This window comes from Streptomyces sp. NPDC002265 (assembly GCF_040296125.1).
In the GTDB taxonomy this organism is placed as follows: Bacteria; Actinomycetota; Actinomycetes; order Streptomycetales; family Streptomycetaceae; genus Streptomyces.
On sequence record NZ_JBEOWS010000100.1, the window covers coordinates 1 to 26,295 of the forward strand.

The 26,295-nt window shown below is 72.2% G+C and carries 26 protein-coding genes and 1 riboswitch; of the genes, 6 read left to right on the forward strand and 20 right to left on the reverse strand.

Annotation, left to right across the window (positions count from 1 at the left end; all coding sequences use genetic code 11):
* From fxsA to ABT085_RS19235, 4 genes are all read right to left on the reverse strand, one after another.
* Positions 1-495 (reverse strand): FxsA family membrane protein (gene fxsA / locus ABT085_RS19220; protein ID WP_351608866.1); only part of this gene is annotated, 495 nt, incomplete at its 3' end.
* A gap of 99 nt (positions 496-594) precedes the next feature.
* Positions 595-1,404, reverse strand: a complete 810-nt coding sequence (locus ABT085_RS19225; RefSeq protein ID WP_351608869.1) for a polyprenol monophosphomannose synthase — start codon at positions 1,402-1,404, stop codon at positions 595-597.
* A gap of 636 nt (positions 1,405-2,040) precedes the next feature.
* The gene (locus ABT085_RS19230) at positions 2,041-3,657 is read right to left on the reverse strand and encodes an amidohydrolase (protein ID WP_351608872.1); all 1,617 of its coding nucleotides are present in this window, start codon (positions 3,655-3,657) and stop codon (positions 2,041-2,043) included.
* Positions 3,658-3,703: 46 nt separating this feature from the next.
* Positions 3,704-4,144: an Lrp/AsnC family transcriptional regulator gene (locus ABT085_RS19235; protein WP_351608875.1), complete on the reverse strand. Its 441-nt coding sequence runs from the start codon at positions 4,142-4,144 to the stop codon at positions 3,704-3,706.
* A gap of 304 nt (positions 4,145-4,448) precedes the next feature.
* Here ABT085_RS19235 and ABT085_RS19240 point away from each other — a divergent pair, with 304 nt between their 5' ends.
* A complete protein-coding gene (locus ABT085_RS19240; protein ID WP_351608878.1) occupies positions 4,449-4,883 on the forward strand; it encodes a hypothetical protein in 435 nt (144 codons plus the stop codon).
* Positions 4,884-5,335: 452 nt separating this feature from the next.
* Positions 5,336-5,584 carry a hypothetical protein gene (locus ABT085_RS19245; RefSeq protein WP_351608880.1) on the forward strand — a complete coding sequence of 83 codons (249 nt, stop codon included), beginning with the start codon at positions 5,336-5,338 and terminating at the stop codon, positions 5,582-5,584.
* Here ABT085_RS19245 and ABT085_RS19250 read toward each other — a convergent pair.
* The 4 genes from ABT085_RS19250 to ABT085_RS19265 all read right to left on the reverse strand — a co-directional run bounded on the left by ABT085_RS19250 (position 5,547) and on the right by ABT085_RS19265 (position 9,654).
* Positions 5,547-6,719 (reverse strand): acyl-CoA dehydrogenase family protein, encoded by a 1,173-nt coding sequence (locus ABT085_RS19250; protein WP_351608930.1) that lies wholly within the window; start codon positions 6,717-6,719, stop codon positions 5,547-5,549. The genes ABT085_RS19245 and ABT085_RS19250 overlap by 38 nt on opposite strands.
* Positions 6,720-7,219: 500 nt before the next feature.
* On the reverse strand, positions 7,220-7,882 hold the full coding sequence (locus ABT085_RS19255; protein WP_351608883.1) for a TetR/AcrR family transcriptional regulator: 663 nt from the start codon (positions 7,880-7,882) through the stop codon (positions 7,220-7,222).
* A gap of 66 nt (positions 7,883-7,948) precedes the next feature.
* Positions 7,949-8,089 carry an SCO1431 family membrane protein gene (locus ABT085_RS19260; protein ID WP_351608886.1) on the reverse strand — a complete coding sequence of 47 codons (141 nt, stop codon included), beginning with the start codon at positions 8,087-8,089 and terminating at the stop codon, positions 7,949-7,951.
* Positions 8,090-8,274: 185 nt separating this feature from the next.
* Positions 8,275-9,654, reverse strand: a complete 1,380-nt coding sequence (locus ABT085_RS19265) for a C39 family peptidase (protein ID WP_351608889.1) — start codon at positions 9,652-9,654, stop codon at positions 8,275-8,277.
* A 234-nt stretch (positions 9,655-9,888) separates the two neighbouring features.
* Here ABT085_RS19265 and ABT085_RS19270 point away from each other — a divergent pair, with 234 nt between their 5' ends.
* The gene (locus ABT085_RS19270) at positions 9,889-10,581 is read left to right on the forward strand and encodes a uridine kinase family protein (RefSeq protein WP_351608891.1); all 693 of its coding nucleotides are present in this window, start codon (positions 9,889-9,891) and stop codon (positions 10,579-10,581) included.
* Between the two features lie 451 nt (positions 10,582-11,032).
* Positions 11,033-12,898, forward strand: a complete 1,866-nt coding sequence (locus tag ABT085_RS19275) for an AAA family ATPase (RefSeq protein WP_351608893.1) — start codon at positions 11,033-11,035, stop codon at positions 12,896-12,898.
* A 25-nt stretch (positions 12,899-12,923) separates the two neighbouring features.
* On the opposite strand, the gene ABT085_RS19280 is transcribed toward ABT085_RS19275, so the two are convergent.
* From ABT085_RS19280 to ABT085_RS19325, 10 genes are all read right to left on the reverse strand, one after another.
* A complete protein-coding gene (locus ABT085_RS19280; RefSeq protein WP_351608896.1) occupies positions 12,924-14,048 on the reverse strand; it encodes a hemolysin family protein in 1,125 nt (374 codons plus the stop codon).
* Positions 14,045-15,370 (reverse strand): hemolysin family protein, encoded by a 1,326-nt coding sequence (locus ABT085_RS19285; RefSeq protein WP_351608899.1) that lies wholly within the window; start codon positions 15,368-15,370, stop codon positions 14,045-14,047. Before ABT085_RS19285 ends, ABT085_RS19280 begins: the two co-directional genes overlap by 4 nt.
* A gap of 227 nt (positions 15,371-15,597) precedes the next feature.
* On the reverse strand, positions 15,598-16,053 hold the full coding sequence (locus ABT085_RS19290; protein WP_351608902.1) for a PH domain-containing protein: 456 nt from the start codon (positions 16,051-16,053) through the stop codon (positions 15,598-15,600).
* A gap of 20 nt (positions 16,054-16,073) precedes the next feature.
* Entirely contained in the window at positions 16,074-16,922 is an 849-nt protein-coding gene (gene hisG, locus ABT085_RS19295) for an ATP phosphoribosyltransferase (RefSeq protein ID WP_351608904.1), read from the reverse strand.
* A gap of 78 nt (positions 16,923-17,000) precedes the next feature.
* Positions 17,001-17,273 carry a phosphoribosyl-ATP diphosphatase gene (locus tag ABT085_RS19300; RefSeq protein ID WP_026249121.1) on the reverse strand — a complete coding sequence of 91 codons (273 nt, stop codon included), beginning with the start codon at positions 17,271-17,273 and terminating at the stop codon, positions 17,001-17,003.
* A 34-nt stretch (positions 17,274-17,307) separates the two neighbouring features.
* Positions 17,308-17,793, reverse strand: a complete 486-nt coding sequence (gene ribH / locus ABT085_RS19305) for a 6,7-dimethyl-8-ribityllumazine synthase (RefSeq protein ID WP_162469340.1) — start codon at positions 17,791-17,793, stop codon at positions 17,308-17,310.
* 21 nt (positions 17,794-17,814) lie between these two features.
* Positions 17,815-19,104 (reverse strand): bifunctional 3,4-dihydroxy-2-butanone-4-phosphate synthase/GTP cyclohydrolase II, encoded by a 1,290-nt coding sequence (locus ABT085_RS19310; protein WP_351608908.1) that lies wholly within the window; start codon positions 19,102-19,104, stop codon positions 17,815-17,817.
* Entirely contained in the window at positions 19,101-19,745 is a 645-nt protein-coding gene (pnuC, locus tag ABT085_RS19315; RefSeq protein ID WP_351608911.1) for a nicotinamide riboside transporter PnuC, read from the reverse strand. Before pnuC ends, ABT085_RS19310 begins: the two co-directional genes overlap by 4 nt.
* A complete protein-coding gene (locus ABT085_RS19320; RefSeq protein ID WP_351608914.1) occupies positions 19,742-20,347 on the reverse strand; it encodes a riboflavin synthase in 606 nt (201 codons plus the stop codon). The genes pnuC and ABT085_RS19320 overlap by 4 nt, the downstream gene beginning before the upstream one ends.
* Before the next feature lie 147 nt (positions 20,348-20,494).
* Positions 20,495-20,625, reverse strand: a riboswitch (FMN riboswitch).
* Positions 20,626-20,909: 284 nt separating this feature from the next.
* A complete protein-coding gene (locus ABT085_RS19325; protein ID WP_351608916.1) occupies positions 20,910-22,094 on the reverse strand; it encodes an ROK family transcriptional regulator in 1,185 nt (394 codons plus the stop codon).
* A gap of 148 nt (positions 22,095-22,242) precedes the next feature.
* On the opposite strand from ABT085_RS19325, the gene ABT085_RS19330 reads away from it, so the two are divergent.
* Positions 22,243-23,454, forward strand: a complete 1,212-nt coding sequence (locus ABT085_RS19330; RefSeq protein ID WP_351608918.1) for an MFS transporter — start codon at positions 22,243-22,245, stop codon at positions 23,452-23,454.
* Here the strand turns inward: ABT085_RS19330 and ABT085_RS19335 are convergent.
* Entirely contained in the window at positions 23,414-23,872 is a 459-nt protein-coding gene (locus ABT085_RS19335) for an acyl-CoA thioesterase (RefSeq protein ID WP_351608921.1), read from the reverse strand. The genes ABT085_RS19330 and ABT085_RS19335 overlap by 41 nt on opposite strands.
* A 208-nt stretch (positions 23,873-24,080) precedes the next feature.
* On the opposite strand from ABT085_RS19335, the gene ABT085_RS19340 reads away from it, so the two are divergent.
* Positions 24,081-25,496 carry a uracil-xanthine permease family protein gene (locus ABT085_RS19340; RefSeq protein ID WP_351608924.1) on the forward strand — a complete coding sequence of 472 codons (1,416 nt, stop codon included), beginning with the start codon at positions 24,081-24,083 and terminating at the stop codon, positions 25,494-25,496.
* On the opposite strand, the gene ABT085_RS19345 is transcribed toward ABT085_RS19340, so the two are convergent.
* Positions 25,478-26,295: glycoside hydrolase family 6 protein (locus tag ABT085_RS19345; protein WP_351608927.1), on the reverse strand; the 818-nt coding region annotated here is incomplete at its 5' end. The genes ABT085_RS19340 and ABT085_RS19345 overlap by 19 nt on opposite strands.

Genomic DNA, 26,295 nt, shown 5'->3' on the forward strand with positions numbered 1-26,295 from the left:
GACCTCGCCCTGGACGACCTTGCCGTCGGGGCGGTGGATCCTGGCCTGCTGGAAGGCGTCGCCGAAGGTGCCGGGGGCGGAGCGGCGCAGGGTGCGGTGGAAGGAGCGCTCCGCGAAGCGGGCCAGGACCTTCTGGACCGGCGGGATCAGCAGGAGCAGGCCCAGGGCGTCCGAGATCAGGCCGGGGATCATCAGCAGCAGCCCGCCGAGCATGAGCAGGCCGTTGCCGCCGCCCTCCGACGGGGAGCCGCCGCCCTGGAGGGCCTCGTTCAGGTTGCGGAAGGCGCGCCGGCCGGCCCGCTTGACGACCACCGCGCCCAGCACGAACCCGGCCACCAGCAGCAGGAACACCGTGAAGCCGCTCGTCGCGCCCGCGACCACGGTCAGCAGCCAGATCTCCAGCACCACCCACGCCGCCACGCCCAGGGGCAGGAAGGTCCGCAGCCGGGAACGCGGGGGTCGGGTCGAGGAGGGGGTCGGAACGCCTGTCGTCATGCATCCAGTGTGCCTGGACCGGGCTCAGTGCCGGATAAGGGGCTGGTCAAGGGTGCCCGTGCGACCGTCGGGAACCCTGTGACCACGCGCCGCGTACGACTACCGCTTCGGCGGCTTCGTGGCTCCGCCCCGGCTCGTGAGCTTGCCGACCCGCTCCCCCACGCCCCACGCCGTGACCCGCCACAGCGCCTCGACGAGGATGTCCTTGCTCATCTTGGAGTCGCCGAGCTCGCGCTCCACGAAGGTGATGGGGACCTCGACCACGTGGTAGTCCGCCTTGACGGCGCGCCGGGCCAGGTCGACCTGGAAGCAGTAGCCCTGGGAGGAGACCTCGTCGAGCCCGAGGCCCTCGAGGGTCTCGCGGCGGAAGGCGCGGTAGCCGCCGGTGATGTCGCGCAGTGGCAGGTCGAGGGCCATGCGCGAGTAGAGGCTGCCGCCCCGGGAGATGAACTCGCGGGACTTGGGCCAGTTCACCACCCGGCCGCCCGGCACCCAGCGGGAGCCGAGGACGAGGTCCGCGCCCTTGAGCGCGGTCAGCAGCCGGGGCAGCTCCTCGGGCTGGTGGGAGCCGTCGGCGTCCATCTCGATCAGGACGCCGTAGTCGTGCTCCAGACCCCAGCGGAAGCCCGCGAGGTAGGCGGCACCGAGGCCCTCCTTGCCCTTGCGGTGCAGCACATGGACCTGTTCGTCCTCGGCCGCCAGCTCGTCCGCGAGCTTGCCGGTGCCGTCGGGGCTGTTGTCGTCGGCCACGAGCACGTGTGCCTCGGGAACCGCCTTGCGCACCCGGCCGACGATCGCCTTGATGTTCTCCGCCTCGTTGTAGGTGGGGATGATCACCAAGGCCGTGCCGAGCGGACCGAACTGCCTGCCCCGGGCCTGGCCCGCAAGGGTCCCGTCGCCGTCGTTCACTGCTGCCCCTTCATTTCCGTACGCAGAGGTCCACCATAGTGGCCACCGCCTGCGCTGACGTGACGGCACCGACCTATGGCGGTGTCGATTCGACAAGAGCGGGGTAAGAACATACTTTTCGCCCGTGATCGGCCCGATCGGTGACCGGCGACGGCGGCCGCGGAGCAGCGGCCGGGGAGCAGCGGCGGTCGGGGCGGCGACCGCCGGGGGACGGTCTGCGGATCGCACCGGGTACGGCGGATGGGGGCCCGGCGCTCTTCGGGCCGACCTGGGGCCCGCTGGCTGCGGGTCGACCGAAAGCCGTTGTCTACTGAGCGCCCGGGCCCCATCCCGGTCACACCTTGCCGACCGGCCGGAACGTTCCCTCGTCGGCGCGGACGCTGAGCCTGGCTCCCAGTGGAGGTGCCCCGGTACGGCACACCGTCCCTGACCCAGCAGCGCTGCGACGAGTGCGCGGACGTTCCCCGGTTCGGGCGTCCGGTGGTGGACTCCGCCGAACCTACCGGCCCCCTGCCGTGACCTGTCAACAGCTGTCCGACCTGCTGGTTCTCCACAAACGTGCTGGTCAGCGCCGCGGATACACAGGTCGCCCGACAACCGGCGGCGGGCGGGCGGCCGCCCGCCTGCCGCGCCGGATCACTCGCCCGGCCGTACGAAGACCGTCCGTCCGCCCACCACCGTGCACAGGCAGACGGGAAGGTCGGCGCCGGGAGTGAGGTCGGGCAGGCCGGGGGTGCCGGAGCGGGGGTCGGTGGACCAGCGCGCGACCCGGTCGTCCGGGGCCTGGACGACCAGGGCGTCGGTGCGCCACACGGCGTAGTCCGCGGGCGCGCCCGGCACCAGGATGCCCGCGTCGTCGCGTCCGATCGCCCGCCAGCCGCCACGCGTATGCGCCGTGAACGCGGCCCGGACGGAGACGCGGTGCTCGGGCGTGCGGTGGAAGGCGGCGGCCCGGACCGTGCCCCAGGGGTCGAGGGGCGTGACCGGGGAGTCGGAGCCGAAGGCCAGCGGCACACCGGCCCGCAGCAGCGCCGCGAAGGGGTTCAGCGTCCGGGCCCGCTCGGCGCCCAGCCGGTCGGCGTACATGCCGTCCTCGCCGCCCCACAACGCGTCGAAGGCGGGCTGGACGGAGGCGGTCAGCCCGAGCTCGGCGAAGGCCGCCATGGTCTCCGGGGTGAGCATCTCGGCGTGTTCGACCCGGTGCCTGGCGGCCCGTACGCGGGCGAGGCCGACCTTCTCGGCGGCCGCGCGCACGCCTTCCACCACCGCGGTCACGGCGGCGTCGCCGATCGCGTGGAAGCCCGCCTGCAGGCCCGTCTCGGTGCAGGCCGCGACATGGGCGGCGACCGCGTCGGCGTCGAGGTAGGCGGTGCCGGTGTGGTCGGCGTCGGTGTAGGGCCGGTGCAGGCAGGCGGTGTGGGAGCCGAGGGCGCCGTCGACGAACAGGTCCCCGGCGGCGCCGAGGGCGCCCAGCTCACGCGCCTTGTCGAGGTCCCGGTCGGCCCAGTAGCCGACGACCCGCGGCCCGGGTTCCTGGGCGGCGAGCCGCAGCAGGCCGGTGAAGTCGTCCTCGGAGGAGATCTCGGGGCCGCCGCACTCGTGGACGGACCCGATGCCCAGGGAGGCCGCGTGGGCGAGGGCGGCGCGCTGGGCGTCGGTGCGCTGCGCCGGCGTCACGGCAGCGAACGCGGCGGCGCGCACGGCGTGGTGGGCCGCGCGGGTCAGGGGCTCCCGGTCCGCGAAGCCGGGCTCGCTGCGCGCGTGCGGCGCCAGGTCGAGCAGGGCGGTGGTGACGGCGGCCGAGTGGACGTCGATCCGGCTGAGGTAGAGCGGCCGGCCGGCCGCGGCCTCGTCCAGCTCGTCCCGCCGGGGAGCCCGTCGTTCGGGCCAGCGCGCGGCGTCCCAGCCGTGGCCGAGCAGCACCCGGTCGTCCGGGCGGCGGGCGGCGAAGTCCCGCACCAGGTCGAGCGCCGCCGCCAGGGAGGGCGCGGACGACAGGTCCAGGCCGGTCAGCGCCAGGCCGGTGGCGGTGCTGTGCACATGGGCGTCGGTGAAGGCCGGGGTGACCAGGGCGCCGTCCAGGTCGACCACCTCGTCGACACCGTCGGCGAAGGCGTCGGCGGCGCCCTCGGAACCGACCCAGGCGACCTGGCCGCGCTCGACGACCATCGCGGTCGCGAACGGGTCGGCAGGGCTGTGGACCTCTCCGCGGCGGAGCAGGACGGTCTTCGGTTCGGCGGTGCGCTCACTCATGGGAACAGTCTCGCGCCTCGCCGCGGCCGCGCTGCACGCAGGTGGGTCAGATGCGCGGCGGCCGGGACTCGTAGGGCGTCGAGAGCACCACGGTGGTCCGGGTGGACACGCCCGCCAGCGAGCGCAGCCGGGCCAGCAGTTCCTCCAGTTCGTGCGGGGTCGCCACCCGCACCTTGAGGATGTAGTTCTCGTCGCCCGCGACGCTGTGGCAGGCCTCGATCTCGGGGACCCCGGCGAGGCGGTCGGCGATGTCGTCGGGGGCGCTGGGGTCGAAGGGTTTCACCGAGATGAAGGCGGTCATGGGCAGCCCGACGGCCTCGGGGTCGACGACGGCCGCGTAGCCGCGGATCACACCGCGCTGTTCCAGCCGGCGCACCCGCTGGTGCACGGCGGACGTGGACAGGCCGGTGGCCTTGCCGAGGTCCGTGTAGCTCATCCGCCCGTCCTTGACGAGCAGCTGCACGATCTGACGGTCGAGCTCCTCCATGTCGCAAGAACCTACAGGGCGCTTGATCTCCTCCGATACCCGAGCAGCCCAGGTCATGCCCGGTTCGTGATGTGAAGGAGCGCCGCAGGGGCGCCGGACGGCGACGCCCGGCGGGGGACGGATCCCGCGCGCGGGGCGCCCGCGGTCCCCCGTGCCGGGCATCTGCGAGCGGCATGTGACGAACACCACAGCACCCGGGCCGTCTCCGGGCTGGTCTCGCGATTACCGCCGAGACCGGACGGGAAGTGCTTGCTGTGGTCGAGGCCGCAGTGCCTTCACGGCCCAGCCCGAGGGGGAGAATCCCATGCAGAGTCTTAAGCGCCCTGGTCGTACGTTTGCCAAGCGGCAGCAGCCGGTGGTCGAGCCCGCGCCGGAGGGCGTCGAACCCGACGACTTCGACGGCGACGAGTTCGACGCGTACGACACCTTCGAGATGTTCCGGGTGATCTGCCCGGACTGCGCGCAGCCCATCGCACTGCTGGCGGACGAGGAGTTCCTGCCGGAGCACGCGCTGTGCGCCTCGCCGTGGAACCCCTTCGGGCTCACGGTGTGCGCCGGTACGGGCCGGGAGGCCTCCGCGGCGCAGCCCGCGGACGAGTCCATCGAGCCCCAGGAGCAGGACACCGCACTGCTGTTGACGCTGCCCCAGGGACTGGACTGGCGCACGCAGCCCTTCTCGCACGTCGGCGGCCCGGGCTCGCGCCCGATGCGCATGCCGGTGATGCGCCGCGCCGCCTGAGGCGCCTCGCACCGTCCCCGTAGTCGCCCTGCACCATGGCCCGCAGGCTGCCGTGGTGCGGGTTCGGCATGTCCGGACGCACCGGACGCACCGGGACGGCGATCTCCCGAAGTGCGCCCGGCGGCAGGGACGGAGGGGCCGGCCGGGACGCGGCCGAGGTACGACCGAAATCCGGCTCGCGCAGGGCGAGCACCGAAGTCCGGCTCGCGCACAGGGCACGCGGGCACGCCGAGCGGCTCGACGCGATCGGCGGCCACGCCGCACCGCCCCTGGAAGCAGCACAGTCGACCCCGAAAACATCACAACTGGCGCTGGAAGCAGCATAGTTGACGGCGCATCAGATCTACTGCGGCAGACCCGCGCGCAACACCCCGGCCGCAGGGGCACATGGCGAACTCACGGTCGATTGCGCGGGAAAGTGACCTGGCCGCCCGCCGTCGCGTTGCCCTGGTATGACCCTTGCCCAGTCGGTGCCCGCAGTCACGCGCCGCGTGTTCGTCCCGGCGCCCGCGGAATCGGTTCCGCTGCCACCTCCGCAGCCCCAGGACCCGCCCATCTACCGCGCGTTGATGCGCGCCTGGGCGGACCGGGGCCGCACGCTGCCGGGCCGCCACGACCCGGAGTGGGTGAGGCTGGCGGCCCCGCAGGTGCGGCCGGGTCAGTTCAGCGGGTCTCCGGACCCGCGAGGTGACGGGCGATGACCATGCGCTGGATCTGGTTGGTGCCCTCGACGATCTGGAGGACCTTGGCCTCGCGCAGGTAGCGCTCGGCCGGGAAGTCCGCGGTGTAGCCGTATCCGCCGAGGACCTGGACCGCGTCGACGGTGATCTTCATCGCGGTGTCGGTGCAGTGCAGCTTGGCCATCGCCGCCTGCTTCGCGAACGGCCGTCCGGCGTCCCGCAGCCGCGCCGCCGACAGGTACAGCGCCCGGCCCGCCTCGATCTGCGTGGCCATGTCGGCCAGCATGAAGCGCAGCCCCTGGAAGTCGGCGATCGGCCGCCCGAACTGCTGCCGCCCGGTGGCGTACTCGACCGCCGCGTCGAGCGCGGCCTGGGCCACGCCGATCGCGCAGGCCGCGATGCCGAGCCGGCCGGAGTCGAGCGCGGACAGGGCGATGGCGAAGCCCTGGCCCTCCTCGCCGATGCGCCGGGAGTCGGGGACCCGCACACCGTCGAAGTTGACCTGCGCGGTGGGCGAGCCCTTCATGCCCATCTTCTTCTCGGGGGCCGCGGCGCTCAGTCCCTCGGCGTCGGCCGGTACCAGGAACGCGGTGATCCCGCGCGGGCCGTCGGCGCCGGTGCGGGCCATGACCGTGTAGAAGTCGGCGATCCCGCCGTGGGTGATCCAGGCCTTGGTGCCGGTGATCACCCAGTCGTCGCCGTCCCGCACGGCCTTGGTACGCAGGGACGCGGCGTCCGAGCCGGACGACGGCTCGGAGAGGCAGTAGGCGCCCAGCAGACCGCCGCCGAGCATCGCGGGGAGGTGCTCGACCTGCTGCTGCTTGGTGCCGTAGGCCGCGACGGCGTAGGAGGCCAGGGTGTGGACACTGACCCCGAGGCCGACGGTCAGCCGGGCCGCGCTGAGCTCCTCCAGGACCTGGAGGTAGACCTCGTAGGGCTGCTCGCCGCCGCCGCACTCGCTGTCGTAGGGCAGGCCGAGCAGTCCCGATCCGGAGAGCAGGGTGAAGACCTCGCGGGGGAAGCGTCCGGCGTCCTCCTCCTCGGCCGCCTTCGGTGCGATCTCGCGCTGCGCGATGTCGCGGACGAGCGAGATCAGATCCCGGGCCTCGTCCGTGGGCAGTTGCCGTTCCACCGGCTGCGGGGCGCGCTCCAGCATGGCGACGCTCTCCTCCCTGTCGGGCACATCGGCGGGTGTACGCCTTGGGTGTGGGCGGCTCCGCCAGGTCTTTCTGCGTACCGCCGCCGCGCCTGCTTCCGGGTCGCGGAAGCGGCTGACCAGCGGCTGTGCGCTGTGAGTATGCCCGATCGGAGACACCCAGTCACCAGTTAACGACCGCTTACTTCAAGAAGTTCCATCCATGATCATCCGTGCCGCGACACGCCGAATCAGGTCCGGACCATTGACCCCATCGGTCTGGTCCATTTAGGCTCAGCCGCGGGCGCGTTCGCCGTGTCCATGCCGAACGACGCACACCTCTTCGCCCACGAGGAGACGGAACACCGGACACAGGGCGCGGAACCCGGAACGTACGGCCGGGCACGCGGCCCCGACGCCTCTCACCGCATCACGAAGACCGGTCCGCCGCATCACGAGCAGCCCCGGCCGGGCCACGGACCGCTGCCTCCGGCCCCCGGCGGGCCGGCCGCGCAGCCCGGTCAGCCGTCCCGGCGGGCGGGTGCCGGGGCCGGATAGGCAGGGTCGAGCTCCTCGATGGCCCGCAGGGTGCCGCCGAGCGACTTGACCAGCAGCTCGCCCATGGTCGCGCGGGACAGTTCGAGGCGGTCGATCCAGTCGAGGGCGGCGCCCTCCACGCTGCACACCCAGGCGATCAGGCCCATCCGGGCCAGCGGCGCGATGTCGGTGCGGCCGTAGGCCCCGTCGGCGATGGTCGCCACGATCGCCTCGCGCACACCGTCCCGGATGGCGTGCACCTCGGTGTCGAAGCCGACGCCGCCGCTGACGATCGTGCGGTACGCGGCCTGGTTGTGCTCGGCGTAGCGCAGATAGCTGTCGATGGTCCGGTGGACCCGGTCGACCTGGCCCAGTTCGACCCCGCCCGCCGCGTAGGAGACCAGATCGGCGACGGAGTCCTGGATGATCGCCAGGTAGTAGCCGCGCTTGGACTGGAAGTAGTAGTAGATCAACCCCTTGGCGACATGCGCCTGCCGGGCGATGTCGTCCATCGAGAGCGCGTCGTAGGACGTGTCGGCGAACAGTCTGCGCCCGATGGCGATGAGTTCGGCGCGGCGTGCGAGTGAGCGCTCGGTGCCGCGCGCCCGCGGCCTGACGGCCGCGTCACGCTGTTGACTGATATTCAATTTCGACCCTGGTCTCCTACGGGCGGCGGAACATCCGCAGTATGTCAGGTTCGGGTATGCCTCAGGTCACAGCAGTCCGAGCTGGGTGACAAGCATCGCGATCACCACGACGAGGGTCCAGCCCAGCGTGTGTTCGAGGATTTTCGGGCCGTCTTCCCGGGGGCCGCCGGTGCGGGCGCGGACGGCGGTGGCTGACTGTGCGGTCATGTCTTCTCACTGCGCTCGGAGGTACGGGACGAACTCCCCCACACCGGCCCATGCCACTCCCCGGCCGGTCCGTCCACCTTGCCACCGTTCACGGCCTTTGTGGCGGAGAGTTCCGTCACAACGCCGACGGCCCCCGGGTCGGCGGGGGCCGTCGAGTGCGAGGTCGGGGCCGGCAGGCCCCGGGTTCAGTGGACGCCGACCGCCGCCAGGGCATCGCGCTGGCGCGGGGTCGGATGCGCCGGGAAGTAGAGGTAGCAGACCCCGCCGGTGCCCGAGGCGACCTTGCCCGAGGCGTTGTAGCGCTTGGTCCGCAGCCAGATGGTCTCGAACTCCGACCGCTTGTACACGCGCCGGACCGCCGCGTCGTCCGCCGAGGCCGGGTCGTTGGCGATCACGTCGCCGTCCGCGGTGAAGCCGATCACCGTCATGAGATGTCCGGCGGTGCCGTAGCCAGCCCCGGTCAGCTCGGTCTTCAGGAACGACTGCGACGTGATGGCCGGGATGCCCGCCGCGATCAGCGTCTCCAGGTCGACGAGGGAACCGAGCCGGGTGACGACGCCCTGAAGGTCCTTGAAGGTGGCCGCGTAGGCGGCGTTGAACGGCCAGTTGCCGCAGCCGGTGTACTGGTAGTCGTAGGTGCTGCGGGCCGCATGGCACACCTGCGGGTCGGCGTACGCGGGGTCGACCCAGGCCAGTTGCTCCGGGGTGAGCCGGTGGCCCCAGTACTCGATGATCATCTGCGAGGAGGTGGGGCTGCACCAGGCCTCGCCGCCGTTGTCGTACTGGGGGTACTGACCCTTGTGGATCTCCTGCGAGTAGCGCGGGACGGCCAGCTCCCCGGCGTGCACGGGCGTGGACGTCGGGACGGTGAAGCGGTCGGGGACGTCGGAGCCCATCGCACCGAGCCGCCAGACCTTCGGGGTGAGCTTGGTGCCGGGCTTGCGGTACAGGGTCAGCCGCAGCCGGTACGAGACCAGGCGCAGGCCCGACGCCGAGTCGTCGATCGAGAAGGTGTCCGTCCAGACGGTGCTCTTGCCGTCGCTCTGGCCGTCGACCGAGGTGCGCTTGATGTCCTGGTCGCCGGCGGCCCAGCGGCCCATCACGTACCAGGGGGTGTCGGTGCCGTCGGTGTACGTGCCCCTGAGCTCGATCTGGAGCCAGGTGCCGGCCGGGGTGCGGGCGTTCCACGAGGCGATGACCTCGGTGGCGGGGACGGCGAGCCGGTGCACCGGGGAGGTCCAGGTCCCGTACTCCCAGGCGGCGGTGGTCCCGGTGTGCGGGTCCGTGTAGGCGAAGGTGCCGGCCGGGGTGCCCATCTCCAGACCGGGCCGGGCGCCCGCCACGGGCCGGGTGCCGCGGGCGGCGCCCTCGCGCCACTGGCTGTACGTGGTCCAGGAGTGATAGTCGACCGGGCGCGCCGAGGGTCCTCCCCCGGCGGCGACGGGTGCGGGTACGGGTACGGGTACGGAGTCGGCGGCGGTGGCCGGTCCCGCACCGCCCGCCACGGCGGCGGCGACCGCTGCGGCCAGAACGGTTCTCCGGGACGGCTGTTCGGCTCTGCTCATAGGCGGAAGGCTCCCAGGTGTCCGAGTCGGGGCGGGTCCCATGCACGGTGTGGGCCCACTATGACCGCAGGCGACATGCTCCTGCCAGCATTTCGGGCCATGCCACGCCCACCAATATTGGTCTCAACCACTGGCATGACCTGCGACGGATAGGACGCACGAGCGAGACGAGCACACCGGCGCGACCGGGCCGGCCATAGACTTCACCGGACCCCACGACCGCAGGCGCACCTCATGCTCCCCCCGAACCCCACACCGCGCACCCCGAACCCCGCACGCCCCCACCTCCGCACCCCAGGAACGGCCATCCAGCACCTCGCCTCCCGGCTCCGCCGCCTCCCCCCGTCCTGCGGCCCGGTCCGCCTGATCGGGGTCGACGGGCACGCCGGCTCCGGGAAGTCCACGTTCGCCGGGCGGCTGGCCCACGCCCTCGGCGACGCGCCGGTACTCCACCTCGACGACATCGCCAGCCACGACGAGCTGTTCGAGTGGACCGGGCGGCTGGGCAGCCAGGTGATCGAGCCGCTCGGCCGGGGCGAGCAGGCGCAGTACACGCCCTACGACTGGCACACTCGACGCTTCCGGGCGCCCCACCCCCTGCCGGCGGCCCCGGTGATCCTCGTCGAGGGCGTCGGCGCGGGCCGCCGCGCGCTGCGCCCGCACCTGGCCCGGCTGCTGTGGATGGAGCTGCCCGAGGAGGAGTCCTGGGCGCGTGGCCGGTCCCGGGACGGCGAGGAGCAGCGGGACTTCTGGGACGGGTGGGTCGTGGCGGAGCGACGGCACTTCGCCGACGACCCTTCCCGGCCGTTCGCGAACCTTCTGGTGCGGCAGGGACAGCAGGGGTACGAGGTGCTGCCGGGGCCTGCCGAGACGCGGGGACCGGACCGGAAAAACACACACAGTGACGGACCATCGGCAGTGTGCTGAACCCGTGAAGATCCCCGCACGGGAACTTCCAGGAGTGTCTCAACTCTGCTTGACCGGGCGCCCGTACAGGTCTTACGTTCTCAATGTGCGGTGTTGCACACCGCACCCTTGACGCGAAGCCCCCGGTTGTTCCCCCGTGATCGGGGGCTTCGTTCTGCCCGGGGCCCGTCTCCGGGCCCGTACCGGCTGCCGCGAGGCGTGATCCGCTCACGCTCGGTGACTGTCCCCCGCGGTCCGTGGCGTCCGCTCCCACCTCGCCAAACGGCCGGTACCGCACCCTACGGCGGGCCGTGCCCCCGCAGGTACGATGCCCTCGGTGCGACCTACGGACGGCTGCTTCGCGCACCTGGCAACTCCGGTCCGCGGCACAGCGGTTCGACCAGGACACCGCCGAGCGACGCCCGGCGGCGTCCATACCGACGGGGGCACGGTTTGTGGGGGACGTGACGTGATGGACTTCGGCACGCAGGGCCCGAAGGCCCCGGCCGACCTCGCCTGGACGCGAGGCGTGGACGCCTACACGATGGGGGCCTATCCGCAGGCGGAGGAGGAGTTCCGCAACGCGGTGCGGATCGACCCCGGAATGGCAGACGGCTGGCTCGGCCTGCACGCGCTGCGCGTCGACACCACGACCGCGCTGCTGCGGATGTTCCGGCACCGGGAGCGTTTCGGCGAGCAGCGGGCCCGGCACCGGCGCACGCTCAACTCCTGGTACTGGCTGGGCTGGTGGGTGCAGCCCGTACTGGAGAGCCCGCGCGACCTGTTGCTCGCGCACGCCTCCCACTGGCTCGACGGCCGCCATGTCCCGGAGCTGGACCGGGCGCTCGCCGGGCTCCCGCCCGTCGACGCCGATCCCCAGGTCCGCTTTCTGCACGCCTGCCGCGCCTACCTCGTCAAGGACTGGGAACAGCTCGTACGGCACACCGAGCCGCTGATCGACGACCCCATGCTCGGCATCGAGGCCGGCCTGTTCGGCGGGATGGCCCGGGTCCGGCTGGAGATGTACGGACAGGCCGAACCCCTGCTGTCGGCGGCCCTGATGCGCTGTCGCAGCGAGCAGCCGCAGCGCAAGGAACTGCGGTACTGGCTGGCGCGGGCCCACGAGGGGACGGGCCGCTCTGCGGCCGCGCTCCCGCTGTACCGGGCGGTGCACCGGGTCGACCCGGCCTTCATGGACACCTCGGCCCGGCTCGCGGCGATCGCCGAGGGCGACGGCTACGACGACCACGCCGACCTCGCCGCGATCACCCTCACCGGCACCGGACAGGACACCGTCGACGGTCCCGACCTGCTCGACCCGCTCTACGGCGCCGAGGGCCGGGACCTCAAGTACCCCGCGACCGATCTGCCGCCGTCCGGACCGCTGCCGTCGGCAGGCGACCCGGCCGTGCGCGCGAAGAGCGCCGTCCCCGCCTCGCCGCTGCCCGCCGGTCCCACCGACCCCGGGTTACTCGAGGAAGCGCTCGCCGAGCTGGAACGCATGGTGGGCCTGGAGCCGGTGAAGCGCCAGGTCAAGGCGCTGTCCGCGCAGTTGAACATGGCCCGGCTGAGGGCCGGGCAGGGCCTTCCGGTACAGCCGCCCAAACGCCACTTCGTCTTCTCGGGCCCCTCCGGCACCGGCAAGACCACCGTGGCCCGCATCCTCGGCCGCGTCTTCTACGCCCTCGGTCTGCTGGGCGGCGACCATCTGGTGGAGGCGCAGCGGGCCGATCTCGTCGGCGAGTACCTCGGCCAGACGGCCGTGAAGGCCAACGAGCTGATCGACTCGGCCCTCGGCGGTGTCCTCTTCGTCGACGAGGCCTACTCCCTGTCCAACACCGGCTACGGCAAGGGCGACGCCTACGGCGACGAGGCCCTCCAGGTGCTGCTGAAGCGGGCGGAGGACAACCGTGACCACCTGGTGGTGATCCTGGCCGGGTATCCGGAGGGCATGGACCGGCTGCTCGCCGCCAACCCCGGACTGTCCTCGCGCTTCACCACCCGGGTCGACTTCCCCTCGTACCGGCCCCTCGAACTGACCTCGATCGGCGAGGTGCTGGCCGCCGAGAACGGCGATGTGTGGGACGAGGAGGCGCTCGACGAACTGCGTTCCATCGCCGGGCACGTGGTCGACCAGGGCTGGATCGACGAACTGGGCAACGGCCGGTTCCTGCGCACGCTGTACGAGAAGAGCTGCGCCTACCGGGACCTGCGGCTGTCGATGTATCCGGGGAACCTGTCGCGTGACGACCTGTCGACGCTGCGGCTGCCCGATCTGATGCAGGCGTACGGCGAGGTGCTGTCGGGCCGGGGCCCGCAGGATCCGTCGGCCCTGTGACGGATCCCGCGGGCCCGCTCGCGCGTCAGCTCGCCATGGCCCCCTCGGGAGACGGGGGTCCCGTCTGCTCCAGCGGGACCGGGATCTTGACGGCGCTGATCCGCGGCTCGGCCGCCCTGGGCTCCGGGGCCTTGCGGTGCGCCGGATCCCGTACCTCGCCGACCAGCAGCTCCAGTACGTCCTCCAGCGCGACCAGGCCGAGCACCTTCCCGGTGGGGTCGGCGACCTGGGCCAGGTGCGTCGCCGCGCGCCGCATCACCGTGAGCGCGTCGTCCAGCGGCAGTTCGGACCGCAGGGTCGTCATGGGCCGCCAGATGTGCTGAGGCACCGCCCGCTGCGACTCCTCCACGTCGAGTACGTCCTTGACGTGCAGGTACCCCATGAACGCGCCGTTCTCCGCCGCGATCGGGAACCGGGAGTAGCCGGTACGGCCGGTCAGCTCGACGATCTGTCCGGGGGTGACCGAGGGACTGACCGTCACCAGGGACTCGCGCGGCAGCAGCACGTCCATGACCGGGCGGGAACCCAGTTCGAGGGCGTCCTCCAGGCGCTCCTGCTCCTCCGGGTCGAGCAGGCCGGCCTGCCCGGAGTCCTCCACCAGCCGGTTGAGCTGCTCGCTGGTGAAGACGGCCTCGACCTCGTCCTTGGGCTCGACGCGGAAGAGCTTCAGGATGCCCTGGGCGCAGGCGCCGAGGGCCACCGTGATCGGCCGGCACAGGCGGGCGAAGGCGACCAGACCGGGGCTGAGCCACAGCGCCGCCTTCTCGGGGGCCGCCATGGCGAGGTTCTTCGGCACCATCTCGCCGATCACGAGGTGGAAGAAGACCACCGCCGCCAGCGCGATGACGTACCCCAGGGGGTGGATCACACCGGCCGGGAGGTGGACCGCCTCGAACAGCGGCTCCAGCAGCCGGGCGACGGTCGGCTCGGCGACCGCGCCCAGCGTGAGCGAACAGACGGTGATGCCGAACTGGGCGGCGGCCATCATCTGCGGCAGCCGTTCCAGGCCGTAGAGCACCTGGCGGGCCCGGGCGGTGCCGAGCGGCTCGATCTGGCTGCGGCGCACGGACACCAGCGCGAACTCGGCACCGACGAAGAAGCCGTTGGCGAGCACGAGCAGGGCCGCGAAGACGAGTTGGAGCACGCTCATCGGGCCGCCTCCATCACCGCGGCGGTCCTGACCAGGCGCACCCGCTCGGCGCGGTAGTGCCCGACCTGACGCACGGACAGCCGCCAGCCCGGCAGCTCGGCCCGGTCGCCGGGGGCCGGGATCCGGCCCAGCAGGTCGGCCACCAGGCCCGCGACGGTCTCGTACGGGCCCTCCGGCACGTCGAGGCCTATGCGTTGCAGGATGTCGACCCGGCAGCTGCCGTCGACGTCCCAGGCGGGCCTGCCGTCCTCGGGCGGGGCGGCGGCGAGCTCGGGCAGGTCCTGGCCGTCGTGCTCGTCGCGGACCTCGCCGACGAGTTCCTCGACGATGTCCTCCAGGGTGACCACGCCGGCCGTGCCGCCGTACTCGTCGACGACGACCGCGATGGGCTGCTCGCTGCGCAGCCGTGCCAGCAGCGGCTGCACGGGCAGCGACTCGGGCACCAGCAGCGCCGGGCGGGCGATCCGGCCGACGGGGGTGCGCAGCCGGTCCTGGGCGGGGACCGCCAGGGCGTCCTTGAGATGGACCATGCCGACGATCTCGTCGATCTTCTCCCGGTAGACGGGGAAGCGGGACAGGCCGGTGGCACGGGTGAGGTTGACCACGTCCTCGGCGGTCGCCGACGACTGGAGCGCGCTCACCCTGACCCGCGGGGTCATGACGTGCTGCGCGGTGAGCTCGCCCAGCGACAGGGTCCGTACGAAGAGGTCGGCCGTGTCCTGTTCCAGGGCGCCGGCCTGGGCCGAGTGCCGGGCGAGCGAGACGAGCTCGCCCGGGGTGCGGGCGGAGGCCAGCTCCTCGGCGGGTTCGATGCCCAGGGCGCGTACGAGCCGGTTGGCGACGGCGTTGAGCGCCGCGATGACCGGCCGGAACAGACGGGCGAAGCCGTGCTGCGGGCCCGCCACGAACCGGGCGACCTGGAGCGGCTTGGACACCGCCCAGTTCTTGGGCACGAGTTCGCCGATCACCATCTGCACGGCGGCCGCCAGCAGCATGCCGACGACGACGGCGACCCCGGACGCGGCGCTCTCGGGCACGCCGAGCAGGGTGAACGGGCCGCGCAGCAGCCGCGCGAGCGCGGGCTCGGCGAGCATGCCGACGACGAGGGAGGTGATGGTGATGCCGAGCTGGGTGCCGGAGAGCTGGAAGGACAGCTCCTTGAGCGACTCGACGACCGTGCCGGCCCGTCGGTCGCCCTCGGCGGCGGCCTTCTCGGCCTCCGGGCGTTCGACCGTCACGAGGCCGAACTCGGCCGCCACGAAGAATCCGTTGGCGAGGATGAGCACAAAAGCCGCTCCGAGGAGCAGCAGGGAGATGGTCATGATGCCGCCGCCTCCGCAAAGACACGGACGCGGTCCGCGCTATGTCGGCAGGGGGCGGCGCAGGTACTGCAGGACGATCCGTCCATCGCCGGAGAGGGTCACTCCTCGGGTTGCAGGAATCCCCCGTGTACCGGGACGGCACCACAGGGGCGGAGGCGCAGCGAAAGCGCCTCCGTCACCAGATTAATCAAGACACCGGCCTGTGCGGCAGGGTGGACGGCCCCGAGTCAGCCCTGATGTTGCTCCGGGTCGCGGATCGAGCGGGCTTCGACGAGCATGCGCAGGGTGCGCGCGTCGGCGACGGCCCGCTGCCTGGCGATGCCGGGCTGGATGCCGAGCGCGGGCAGGCTGGTGCCGTCACTGAGGTCGAGGAAGACCCAGGGGTCGCCCGCCCGCAGATTCACCCGGAGGATCTCCGCCCAGGCCAGACGGCGCCTGCTCGTGATGTTCACCACGGTGACACCGGAGTCGTCCGCGACGACCTTCACCCGGGCGAGCAGGGCCAGCACCCAGAAGATCACGGCCCCGGTGAGGATGAAGCTGAGCCGCTCCCCCGGGCCGAGCTGCTCCAGCAGCATCGCGACCGCGGAGATGACCACGAAGATCGCGACGCCGGCGCCGAGCAGCACGGCGCGGGTGTGTCCTGGCCGGAAGGTGACGGGCAGGCTGGGCAGGTCGGACATCGGTGTGCGGCTTCCCGGGCTCAGAGACGGCAGGCGTGGATGGCCGTGGTCAGGATGGCCCGTGCGCCGATGTCGTAGAGGTCGTCCATGATCCGCTGGGCCTCCTTGGACGGGACCATCGCGCGGACGGCGACCCAGCCCTCGTTGTGCAGCGGGGAGACGGTCGGGGACTCCAGGCCGGGGGTCAGCGCGACGGCCTTCTCCAGCTGCTCGACCCGGCAGTCGTAGTCCATCATCACGTACGTCCGGGCCACCAGGACGCCCTGGAGGCGGCGCAGGAACTGCTGGACCTTGGGCTCCTCGACGTCCGCGCCGGTGCGCCGGATGACGACGGCCTCGGACTTCATGATGGGGTCGCCGAAGACCTCCAGGCCCGCGTTGCGCAGCGAGGTGCCGGTCTCGACGACGTCCGCGATGACCTCGGCGACCCCGAGCTCGATGGCCGTCTCGACGGCGCCGTCGAGGTGGACCACGGAGGCGTCGACGCCCTGGTCGGCGAGGTAGCCCGCGACGATGCCCTCGTAGGAGGTGGCGACCGTGCGGCCCTTGAGGTCCTGGACGGTGCTCGCGGTGCCGGGCTTGGCGGCGAAGCGGAAGGTGGAGCGGGCGAAGCCGAGCGGCAGGATCTCCTCGGCCCCGGCGGCGGAGTCGACCAGCAGGTCGCGGCCGGTGATGCCGATGTCGAGACGGCCGGAGGAGACGTAGATCGCAATGTCGCGGGGGCGGAGGTAGAAGAACTCGACCTCGTTGACCGGGTCGACGATCCGCAGCTCCTTGGACTCCCGGCGCTGCTGGTAGCCGGCCTCATGCAGCATCTCCGCCGCAGGTCCGGACAGGGAACCCTTGTTGGGGACGGCGATGCGCAGCATGAGGTCGGCTTCCTTCGCTCGGTCGTACGGGAGTGCCGTACGGGGAGTTTCGTACGGGGACGGTGGTGCGGGTGCGGCTCAGAGGTGGGCGTAGACGTCGTCCAGGGAGATCCCCCGGGCGACCATCATCACCTGGACGTGGTAGAGCAGCTGCGAGATCTCCTCGGCGGCTGCCTCCTTGCCCTCGTACTCGGCGGCCATCCAGACTTCGGCGGCCTCCTCGACGACCTTCTTACCGATGGCATGGACACCCTTGCCGACCAGCTCGGCGGTGCGGGAGGTGGCGGGATCGCCGGTGGCGGCCTTGTGCTGGAGCTCGGTGAAGAGCTCCTCGAAAGTCTTCTTGGACATGGTGGTCCTCACCCTACGCGCTCCCGCCGGTACCTCAGTGCCAGGGTTCGGATACTGAACGCAGGGTGGCCGCGGTCGCCACCGCCGCGGTCACCGCCTCGTGGCCCTTGTCCTCGCTGGAGCCCTCGATGCCCGCCCGGTCCAGTGCCTGTTCCTCGGTGTCACAGGTCAGCACGCCGAAGCCGACGGGGACGCCGGTCTCGACGGAGACCTGGGTCAGGCCCTGGGTGACGCCCTGGCACACGTACTCGAAGTGCGGCGTGCCGCCGCGGATGACGACACCGAGGGCGACGACCGCGTCGTAGCCGCGGCCCGCGAGGACCTTGGCCGCGACCGGGAGTTCCCAGCTGCCGGGGACCCTCAGCAGGGTCGGCTCGTCGATGCCGAGGTCGTGCAGGGCGCGCAGCGCGCCGTCGACCAGACCGTCCATCACCTTCTCGTGCCACTGCGCCGCGATGACGGCGACCCGCAGGTCCCCCACGTTGCGTACGGACAGTTCCGGTGCACCCTTGCCGCTCACGTCTCTCCTTCGTGCTGTCTCTTACTGGTTGCCGCAGGTGGACGCGGTGGGCGCGTCCAGCCAGGGCAGGTCGTGCCCCATCCGGTCCCGCTTGGTGCGCAGGTAGCGGATGTTGTGCTCGCCCGCCTGCACGGGCATCGGCTCGCGGCTGGTGACCTCGATGCCGTGGCGCTCCAACGCGGCGGTCTTGTCCGGATTGTTGGTCATCAGGCGTACGCCGCGCACCCCGAGGTCGGCGAGGATCTGCGCGCCGGCCCCGTAGTCGCGGGCGTCGGCGGGCAGGCCGAGTTCGAGGTTGGCGTCGAGGGTGTCGTGGCCGCGTTCCTGGAGCTCGTAGGCGCGCAGCTTGGACAGCAGGCCGATGCCGCGGCCCTCGTGTCCGCGCAGATAGACCACCACGCCCCGGCCCTCGCTCTGGATGCGCTGCAGGGACGCGTCCAGCTGGGGGCCGCAGTCGCAGCGCTGGGAGCCGAAGACGTCGCCGGTGAGGCATTCGGAGTGGACGCGGACCAGGACGTCCTCGCCGTCACCGATGTCGCCGTGGACCAGGGCGACGTGCTCGACGCCGTCGACGGTGGAACGGTAGCCGTACGCGGTGAACGTGCCGTGGACGGTGGGCAGTCGGGTCTCGGCCTCGCGGCGGACGGTGGGTTCGGCGGAGCGCCGGTAGGCGATCAGGTCCTCGATGGAGATGATCGTCAGTCCGTGCTTGCGGGCGAACGGGATCAGCTCGGGCAGCCGCAGCATCCGGCCGTCCTCGCCGGCGATCTCGACGATCGCGCCGGCCGGACGCAGCCCCGCCAGCCGGGCGAGGTCGACGGCGGCCTCGGTGTGGCCGTTGCGGACCAGGACGCCGCCCGGCCGGGCGCGCAGCGGGAAGATGTGGCCCGGACGGACCAGGTCGGTGTGCTGCGCGGTCCCGCTCGCGAGGAGCTGGAGCGTGGTCGCGCGGTCGGCGGCCGAGATGCCGGTGCTCACGCCGTGGGCGGCGGAGGCGTCCACGGAGACGGTGAACGCGGTCTTCATGGACTCGGTGTTGTCCTCGACCATCTGCGGGAGCCGGAGCCGGTCGAGTTCCTCGCCCTCCATGGGGGCGCAGATCAGGCCGCGGCACTCGCTCATCATGAAGGCGACGATCTCGGGGGTGGCCTTCTCGGCGGCCACGACGAGGTCGCCCTCGTTCTCGCGGTCCTCGTCGTCGACGACGACGATGGGCCGGCCGGCCGCGATGTCGGCGATGGCCTGTTCGATCGGGTCGAGCACGAAGTCCTCGAAGTCGTCGGAGCCGTACAGGATCGGTGCCGTGCTCATGCCGGTGCTCCTTCCAGGGCGGGCTGGGGGCCCTTGCGGGACCGCAGCCACCAGTCGCGCATGCCCCACAGGACGAGCGCGCCGTAGATGACGTAGACGAATCCGGAGAAGGCGAAGCCGTTGGCGAAGTTCAGGGGGACGCCGACGACGTCGACGAGCAGCCAGGCGAACCAGAACTCGACCATGCCGCGCGCCTGGGCGTACATCGCGACGACGGTGCCGACGAAGATGTAGGCGTCGGGCCAGGGGTCCCAGGACAGGGACGGGTAGGCCTTGAAGAGCAGGGCCACGGCGACGGTGCCGACGGCGGCGGCCGCGACCAGCACCGCGCGCTCGCGCCAGGTGGCGAAGCGCACGGCGATGTGGCCGTCCTCGCCCTGGCCCTTGCCGCGGTTCCACTGCCACCAGCCGTAGACGGCGACGACCATGACGACGATCTGCTTGCCCGCGCTGCCGGAGAGGTGGGCGGTGGCGAAGGCCGCGAACAGGATGAGGCCGGAGACGAACTGGGCGGGCCAGCTCCACAGGGAGCGCCGCCAGCCGAAGGCGAGCGCGATCAGCCCGATCACGTTGCCGATCATGTCCGACCACTTGATGTGCTGGTCGAGCAGGACGAAGGCCTCGGAGTTCAGCCAGTTCACCGGGTGCTCCCCTGGCCGGCCGCGAGCAGGCGCTCGACGTACTTGGCGACGACGTCCACCTCGAGGTTGACCGGGTCGCCGGGCTGCTTGTGGCCGAGCGTGGTCAGGGCGAGGGTGGTGGGGATGAGGCTGACGGTGAAGTAGTCGGGGCCGGCCTCGACGACGGTGAGGCTGATGCCGTCGACCGTGATGGAGCCCTTCTCGACGACGTAGCGCGCGAGGTCCGCGGGGAGCGAGACCTTCACGATCTCCCAGTTCTCGGAGGGCGTGCGCGCCAGGACTTCGCCGGTGCCGTCGACGTGGCCCTGCACGATGTGGCCGCCGAGGCGGGCACCCACGGCGGTGGGGCGTTCGAGGTTGACGCGGGAGCCTACGCCCAGGGCGCCGAGGCTGGAGCGGTCGAGGGTCTCGGCCATGACGTCGGCGGTGAACTCGTCACCCTCGTGCTCGACGACCGTGAGACAGACACCGTTCACGGCGATGGAGTCGCCGTGCTTCGCGCCCTCGGTCACGACGGGGCCGCGCAGCCGGAAGCGTGAGGCGTCGCCGAGGTTCTCGACGGCGGTGATCTCGCCCAGCTCTTCGACGATTCCGGTGAACACTTCCCGGGTCCTCCTGCCACATAGGGGCACGGACTCCGGGGCCTGTCGAGGACGACAGAAAGTACGGACTGCGGCACCGGGGACGACGCCGGACAGACTCGTCCACACGGACGAGCACATACGGCGGCGTGCACGAATGCCCGCCCGCCGCGCACTGCCTCCCATCCGGACTTTAACCGTCGGTCCAGGAATTTCACCTGGTCAACCGGCCGCTGGAAGCGGCCGGGTCGCGGACTGTAACCGCCGGTTCGGACTTTCACCGACCCCGGAGTGCGCTGCTTTAGGTACAGGGCCAGTGTGCCACGGCCGATCGGTGTCCATGCTTGCGACCCGTGTGGGGTCGCTCACAAGTGACGTCACCGGCTTCCCGAACAGCCGCAGGGGACCTAACCGCCGACCTAACCGCCGCTCGCCCCGGACCACTTGAGGCTGGTCCATACCTATTGACGGAGTGGTCTAGTCCTTTTTAGGGTTCGGATCATGCCCGGCGGCGGTGACGACGGCCCTTGCCCGCCGCCGGGCCGCCCCACATCTGCATCCCCGCCCTTCGCCGGGGGTCCCGCTACGGCTCCCCGGGTCCGAACAGCTCCCGCTGGGCCGACTCGCGTGCCGTCAGCAGCGCCCCGCGCAGCACCGCGGCCCCGCCCAGCAGGCCGGCCCGCACCTCCGTCGGCAGCGGGGACATCCCGCGGATCCGCTCCGCGACCCGGGCGGCGAGCACCTCGCCACCGGCCTGCCCCACCTCGCCACCGAGGACCACGCAGCCCGGGTCCAGCACGGCGGCGACGGAGGCGACCCCGACGGCGACCCGGCCGGCCAGGGCGTCCAGGAAACGGCCGGCGGCGGCACCGGGCGAGGAGACCGCCTCGGCGACCAGGGCCGCGGCCCGTGGCTCATGGGTGGCGGGCGCGGCGAGGATGCCGTACTCCGCGGCGAGAGCTGTGATCGCCTCCGACCCCACCAGGGCGTGGAAACCGCCGTCGCAGCCCGTGGCCGAGGGGAGCCCGCCGGTCCCCGGCACCGGCAGGAAGCCGATCTCCCCGGTGCCGCCGGAGGCGCCCCGGCGCAGGACACCGTCGAGGACCACGGCCGCACCGGTGCCGTGGCCGAGCCAGAGCAGCACGAAGGTGTCGCGGTCGCGGGCCGCGCCGTCGCGCTGCTCGGCCAGGGCGGCGAGGTTGGTCTCGTTCTCGACCAGGACCCGGGCGTCCGGGAACCGCTCCTGGAGCGCGGCCATCAGACGGCGGTGCCATTCGGGCAGACCCGTGGAGTCGCGCAGTTCACCGGTGGCCGGTGCGATGAGGCCGGGGGCGCCGATGCCGACCGTGTGCAGCCGGTCGACGCCGGCCTCCTTCGCGACCCGTTCGACCAGCGCGACCGCCCGTTCGAGGGCCGGCCCCGTGTCCGTGTCGCCGCCGATCGGCACCGACGCCTCGGCGAGCACCTCGCCGAGCAGGTCGGAGACGACCGCGGTGACACCCTCGGTGCGCACGTCCAGGGCTGCGAGATGGGCGAGATCGGCGACGATGCCGTACAACCGGGCGTTCGGGCCGCGCCGTTGCTCCCCGGACTCGCCCACCACCGCGATCAGGCCGGAGACGGTGAGCCGTTCGACGAGGTCGGCGACGGTCGGCCGGGACAGGCCGGTGCGCTCTTTCAACTGCCCTGCCGTCAACGGGCCTTCCTGCAACAGCCGCAGGGCGAGCCGGTCGTTGATGGCCCGGGCGGTGCTCGGGGATGCGGGCATGCCGGGAATCCTCCCAGATCGGCGCGGCCGCCCGGCGGGCACCTGCCCCCTCGCACCGCGTGGCCTCATTACCCCTATCTATCAGGCAGGGTTCCTGATAGTTTACGTCGGCGCTACAGGGATGGACACGTCCGGGAGGGGCCCGAGAATGAGTGCAGTGGTCTACGAGGCGTCCGAGGTGCGGCGCGCCCGGTACGCCGTGGCGGCCGTGTTCGCCGTGCACGGCGCCGTCACCGGCTCGTTCGCGACCCGGGTGCCCTGGATCCAGGACCACGCCTCGCTCAGCACCGGCCAGCTCGGGCTGGCCCTGGCCTTCACGGCGTTCGGCGCCTCCTGCGCCATGCCGCTGGCCGGCCGGATCAGCCACACCCTCGGCAGCCGCAACGCCCTGCGCGGCCTGATCGCGCTGTGGACGGTGTCGCTGATCCTGCCCGCCCTGGCGACCAACCTGTACACGCTGTGCCTGGCGATGTTCGCCTACGGGGCGAGCGCGGGCATGGCGGACGTGGCGATGAACGCGCTGGGCGTCGAGGTCGAGCGGCTGCTCGACAAGTCGATCATGTCCGGGCTGCACGGCATGTGGAGCGCGGGCGCCCTGATCGGCTCGGCGGCCGGCACCCTCGCCGCCCACCTCGGAGCGGACGCGCGCCTGCACTTCGCGCTGGCCGCCACGGTCCTCACCCTGCTCGGCGTGTCGGTCTGCCGCTGGGTGCTGGACCTCCAGCCGGCCGAGGACGAGGAGCCGCCGCCGCGGTTCGCGCTGCCGCCGCGCTCGGCGCTGCTGATCGGCGCGGTCGGCTTCTGCGCGGTGTTCGCGGAGGGCGCCAGCCTGGACTGGTCGGCGGTGTACCTGCGCGACCGGCTGGAGACGTCGGCGGGTCTCGCGGCGGCCTCGACGACCGGCTTCATGCTGACCATGGCGGTGGCCCGGATCCTCGGGGACGCGGCGGTGGACCGCTTCGGCGCGGTGCGCACGGTCCGCTCGGGCGGTGTCCTGGCCGCGCTCGGCGGACTGCTCGTCGTAGTGGCCGGCCATCCGGCCGTGGCGATGGGCGGGTTCGCGCTGATGGGGCTCGGGATCGCGGTCGTCGTACCGCTGTGCTTCGCGGCGGCGGGCCGCAGCGGCCCGAACCCCAGCCAGGCCATCGCGGGCGTCGCGACGATCACGTACACCTCGGGGCTGATCGCGCCGAGCCTGATCGGCGGGGTCGCCCAGGCGACCAGCCTGATGGTGTCGTTCTGCCTGGTGACCGCGCTGTCCTGCGGGCTCGCCGTGTTCGTGGGCGTGCTGCGGGCCGGTGAGCGCGACCGGCCGACGGTCAGTCCGCGGACCGCAGCAGTTCCCGACCCGCGGCCCTGAACCGCTCGCTCCAGGGCGCGGGCCGCAGGGTCGCCGCGTCCAGCCGGACCAGCACCCGGGTGCCCTGGGCGTAGGTGACCGCCCCGTCGGCCGAGCAGAACCGGAACCCGTACGTCAGACCGGTGTTGCCGAGCCGTTCCAGCCAGAGGTGGACGGCGTAGGTGCCGGTCCGGGTGACCGGGGCGTCGTAGCTGATCCGGAGTTCCCGGACCGCGTTGCAGGCGTCCCCGGCCGCCGCCCAGTCGCCGTCGAACCGTATGCCGTGCTCCTGCCACAGCTCGCTCCACGCCCGCTCGACCATGAGCGGGTAGCGGGCGTTGTGCAACAGGCCGAGGGCGTCGAGGTCGTCGAAGTGGACGGTGACGGGGACGAGCCGGCCGTAGGAGAGGGCGGGGGCGATCGAGGCTTCGGCGGTCACGGGTGGTGCTCCTGACACAGTTGAGACGCTTACGTCCATCCTAAGCGGACGCTCAGCAGCGCTCTCGCCTCATACACCCCGCGCTCCCCGGCCGCCCTGCCGACGGCGCCCACCACGCCTTCCGGGCTCCCCAGAAAAGGCCCTGACCAGCCCCCTCCTCGACAATGGTGCGGACGGTCGTACCCTCCGACGAAAGCGAACCCGCACCATGGATCTCGGTGTCCGCTGGAAACTGCACGGGGACGGACGCACTCCGGCGCCGGGCGCGGTGGTCCGGCCCGACGAACGGCTGTCCTGGCCCCGCACGGTGGGGCTCGGCGCCCAGCACGTGGTGGCGATGTTCGGCGCGTCGTTCGTGGCACCCGTGCTGATGGGCCTGGACCCGAACCTCGCGATCATGATGTCCGGCGTCGCCACCGTGATCTTCCTGCTCGCGACCCGCGGCCGGGTGCCCAGCTACCTGGGCTGTTCGCTGTCCTTCGTCGGGGTCGCCGCGGTGATCCGCGCCCAGGGCGGCACCAGCGCCACGGTGACCGGCGCGGTCTTCGTCGTCGGCGTCGCCCTGTTCCTGGTCGGACTGGCCGTGCAGCGCTTCGGAGCACGGATCATCCACGCCGCGATGCCCCCGATCGTGACCGGCGCGGTCGTGATGCTGATCGGCTTCAACCTCGCCCCGGTCACCGCCTCCACGTACTGGCCGCAGGACCAGTGGACGGCCCTGCTGGTGATGCTGTTCACCGGTATGGCGGTCGTCTGTCTGCGTGGTTTCTGGTCCCGCATCGCGATCTTCCTGGGGCTGGTCTTCGGATACGGCATCTCCTGGGCCTTCGACGCGATCTTCGGGAAGATCCACTCGGTGGACGCGAGCGGCAAGCTCACCGACCACTGGCGGCTGGACCTGTCCGGCGTCGGCAAGGCCCACTGGATCGGGCTGCCGTCGTTCCACGGGCCGACGTTCCAGTGGTCGGCGATCCTGGTCGCGCTGCCGGTCGTCATCGCGCTGGTCGCGGAGAACGCCGGGCACGTCAAGGCGGTCGGCGAGATGACCGGGGACCCGCTGGACGACGAGCTCGGCACGGCGATCTCGGCGGACGGCGCGGCCTCCATGCTGTCGACCGCGGTGGGCGGTCCGCCCAACACCACCTACTCCGAGAACATCGGCGTGATGGCCGCGACCCGCGTCTACTCGACCGCCGCCTACTGGGCCGCCGCCGGCTTCGCCCTGCTGTTCGGCCTGTGCCCGAAGTTCGGCGAGGTCGTCGCGGCGATCCCGGGCGGGGTGCTCGGCGGCATCACGGTGATCCTGTACGGCATGATCGGCCTGCTCGGCGCCCAGATCTGGCTCAACGCCAGGGTGGACCTGCGCAACCCGCTGAACCTGGTGCCGGCCGCCGCGGGCATCATCATCGGCGTCGGCAACGTCAGCATGAAGTTCACGGCCAACTTCTCGCTGAGCGGGATCGCCCTCGGCACCCTGGTCGTCATCACCGGATACCACGCGCTGCGCGCCTTCGCACCGGCCCATCTCAAGCCCCAGACGCCCCTGCTCGACGCGGGCACGTCGACGTACGACGACGGCTCCGGCGGCGACAGCGGCAGCGGCGGTCAGCCCGCCAGGTCGTAGGCGTACGAGGCGCTGAACGTGCCCGGCTCTCCCTTGCAGCCGTCGGACTCCCCCGGCAGCTTCACCCACAGATAGGCGTCGATGCGCCCCTCGCCGGTGTCCAGCGTGGGCGCCCGGCCGATCCTCCGGCCGTCCGGGTCGCACCACTGTCCGTCGGCCGGGGCGCCGTTGCCGTTGCGGCTGGTGTCGATCACCGCGCCGAGGTCCGCGGGCCCGCCGAGGGCGTCGAGGACCGCACGGTCGTAGGTGATCTCGTCGGCGGTGCGGTGGAAATTGGAGACGTTGCTGAAGACGCCGTCGGAGGAGGCGGGCGACGCGGCACCCGCCTGCCTGAGCAGGGCCGCCTGCTGCGCCGCGGGGTTCCAGGCCGAGTGGCCGGCGTCGTAGTAGACCCGGGCCCGCGGGTCGGCGCCCTTGAGCACCCGGCCGGCCCGGGCCAGCGAGGCGAAGCGGGCGCCCCGGTCGGCGGCGGAGAGGCAGTCGGACTGCGCAACCGCGTCGGGTTCCAGCACCACCATGACCTCGCCGGAGCCCAGCCCGGCGGCGACCTGGTCGATCCAGCCGTCGTAGGCGTCGAGGTCGGACGCCCCGCCCTCGGAGGCTCCGCCGCAGTCGCGGTCCGGGATCGCGTACACGACGACGGTCGGCACCCGGCCCGCGGCGGCCGCCGCCGCCGTGACCTCGCGGACCCGTGCGGTGGTGTCCGCCGCGTCGGCGTCGGTGAACCACACCGCGGCCGGCTCCTCGGCGATCCGGGACTCGATGACGGCCGCGCGGGGGTCGCCGGGGTGGTCGTGGA

What these genes read in the sequence shown, in the direction of transcription:
- ABT085_RS19290 (WP_351608902.1), bottom strand. Translation starts at nt 16,053, where the DNA reads ATGTCCGACCTGCCCAGCCTGCCCGTCACCTTCCGGCCAGGACACACC.
- ABT085_RS19325 (WP_351608916.1), bottom strand. Translation starts at nt 22,094, where the DNA reads ATGCCCGCATCCCCGAGCACCGCCCGGGCCATCAACGACCGGCTCGCC.
- ABT085_RS19310 (WP_351608908.1), bottom strand. Translation starts at nt 19,104, where the DNA reads ATGAGCACGGCACCGATCCTGTACGGCTCCGACGACTTCGAGGACTTC.
- ABT085_RS19235 (WP_351608875.1), bottom strand. Translation starts at nt 4,144, where the DNA reads ATGGAGGAGCTCGACCGTCAGATCGTGCAGCTGCTCGTCAAGGACGGG.
- ABT085_RS19285 (WP_351608899.1), bottom strand. Translation starts at nt 15,370, where the DNA reads ATGACCATCTCCCTGCTGCTCCTCGGAGCGGCTTTTGTGCTCATCCTC.
- ABT085_RS19275 (WP_351608893.1), top strand. Translation starts at nt 11,033, where the DNA reads ATGGACTTCGGCACGCAGGGCCCGAAGGCCCCGGCCGACCTCGCCTGG.
- ABT085_RS19250 (WP_351608930.1), bottom strand. Translation starts at nt 6,719, where the DNA reads ATGCTGGAGCGCGCCCCGCAGCCGGTGGAACGGCAACTGCCCACGGAC.
- ABT085_RS19240 (WP_351608878.1), top strand. Translation starts at nt 4,449, where the DNA reads ATGCAGAGTCTTAAGCGCCCTGGTCGTACGTTTGCCAAGCGGCAGCAG.
- ABT085_RS19260 (WP_351608886.1), bottom strand. Translation starts at nt 8,089, where the DNA reads ATGACCGCACAGTCAGCCACCGCCGTCCGCGCCCGCACCGGCGGCCCC.
- ABT085_RS19280 (WP_351608896.1), bottom strand. Translation starts at nt 14,048, where the DNA reads ATGAGCGTGCTCCAACTCGTCTTCGCGGCCCTGCTCGTGCTCGCCAAC.
- ABT085_RS19330 (WP_351608918.1), top strand. Translation starts at nt 22,243, where the DNA reads ATGAGTGCAGTGGTCTACGAGGCGTCCGAGGTGCGGCGCGCCCGGTAC.
- hisG (WP_351608904.1), bottom strand. Translation starts at nt 16,922, where the DNA reads ATGCTGCGCATCGCCGTCCCCAACAAGGGTTCCCTGTCCGGACCTGCG.
- ABT085_RS19265 (WP_351608889.1), bottom strand. Translation starts at nt 9,654, where the DNA reads ATGAGCAGAGCCGAACAGCCGTCCCGGAGAACCGTTCTGGCCGCAGCG.
- ABT085_RS19340 (WP_351608924.1), top strand. Translation starts at nt 24,081, where the DNA reads ATGGATCTCGGTGTCCGCTGGAAACTGCACGGGGACGGACGCACTCCG.
- ABT085_RS19230 (WP_351608872.1), bottom strand. Translation starts at nt 3,657, where the DNA reads ATGAGTGAGCGCACCGCCGAACCGAAGACCGTCCTGCTCCGCCGCGGA.
- ABT085_RS19300 (WP_026249121.1), bottom strand. Translation starts at nt 17,273, where the DNA reads ATGTCCAAGAAGACTTTCGAGGAGCTCTTCACCGAGCTCCAGCACAAG.
- ABT085_RS19245 (WP_351608880.1), top strand. Translation starts at nt 5,336, where the DNA reads ATGACCCTTGCCCAGTCGGTGCCCGCAGTCACGCGCCGCGTGTTCGTC.
- ABT085_RS19270 (WP_351608891.1), top strand. Translation starts at nt 9,889, where the DNA reads ATGCTCCCCCCGAACCCCACACCGCGCACCCCGAACCCCGCACGCCCC.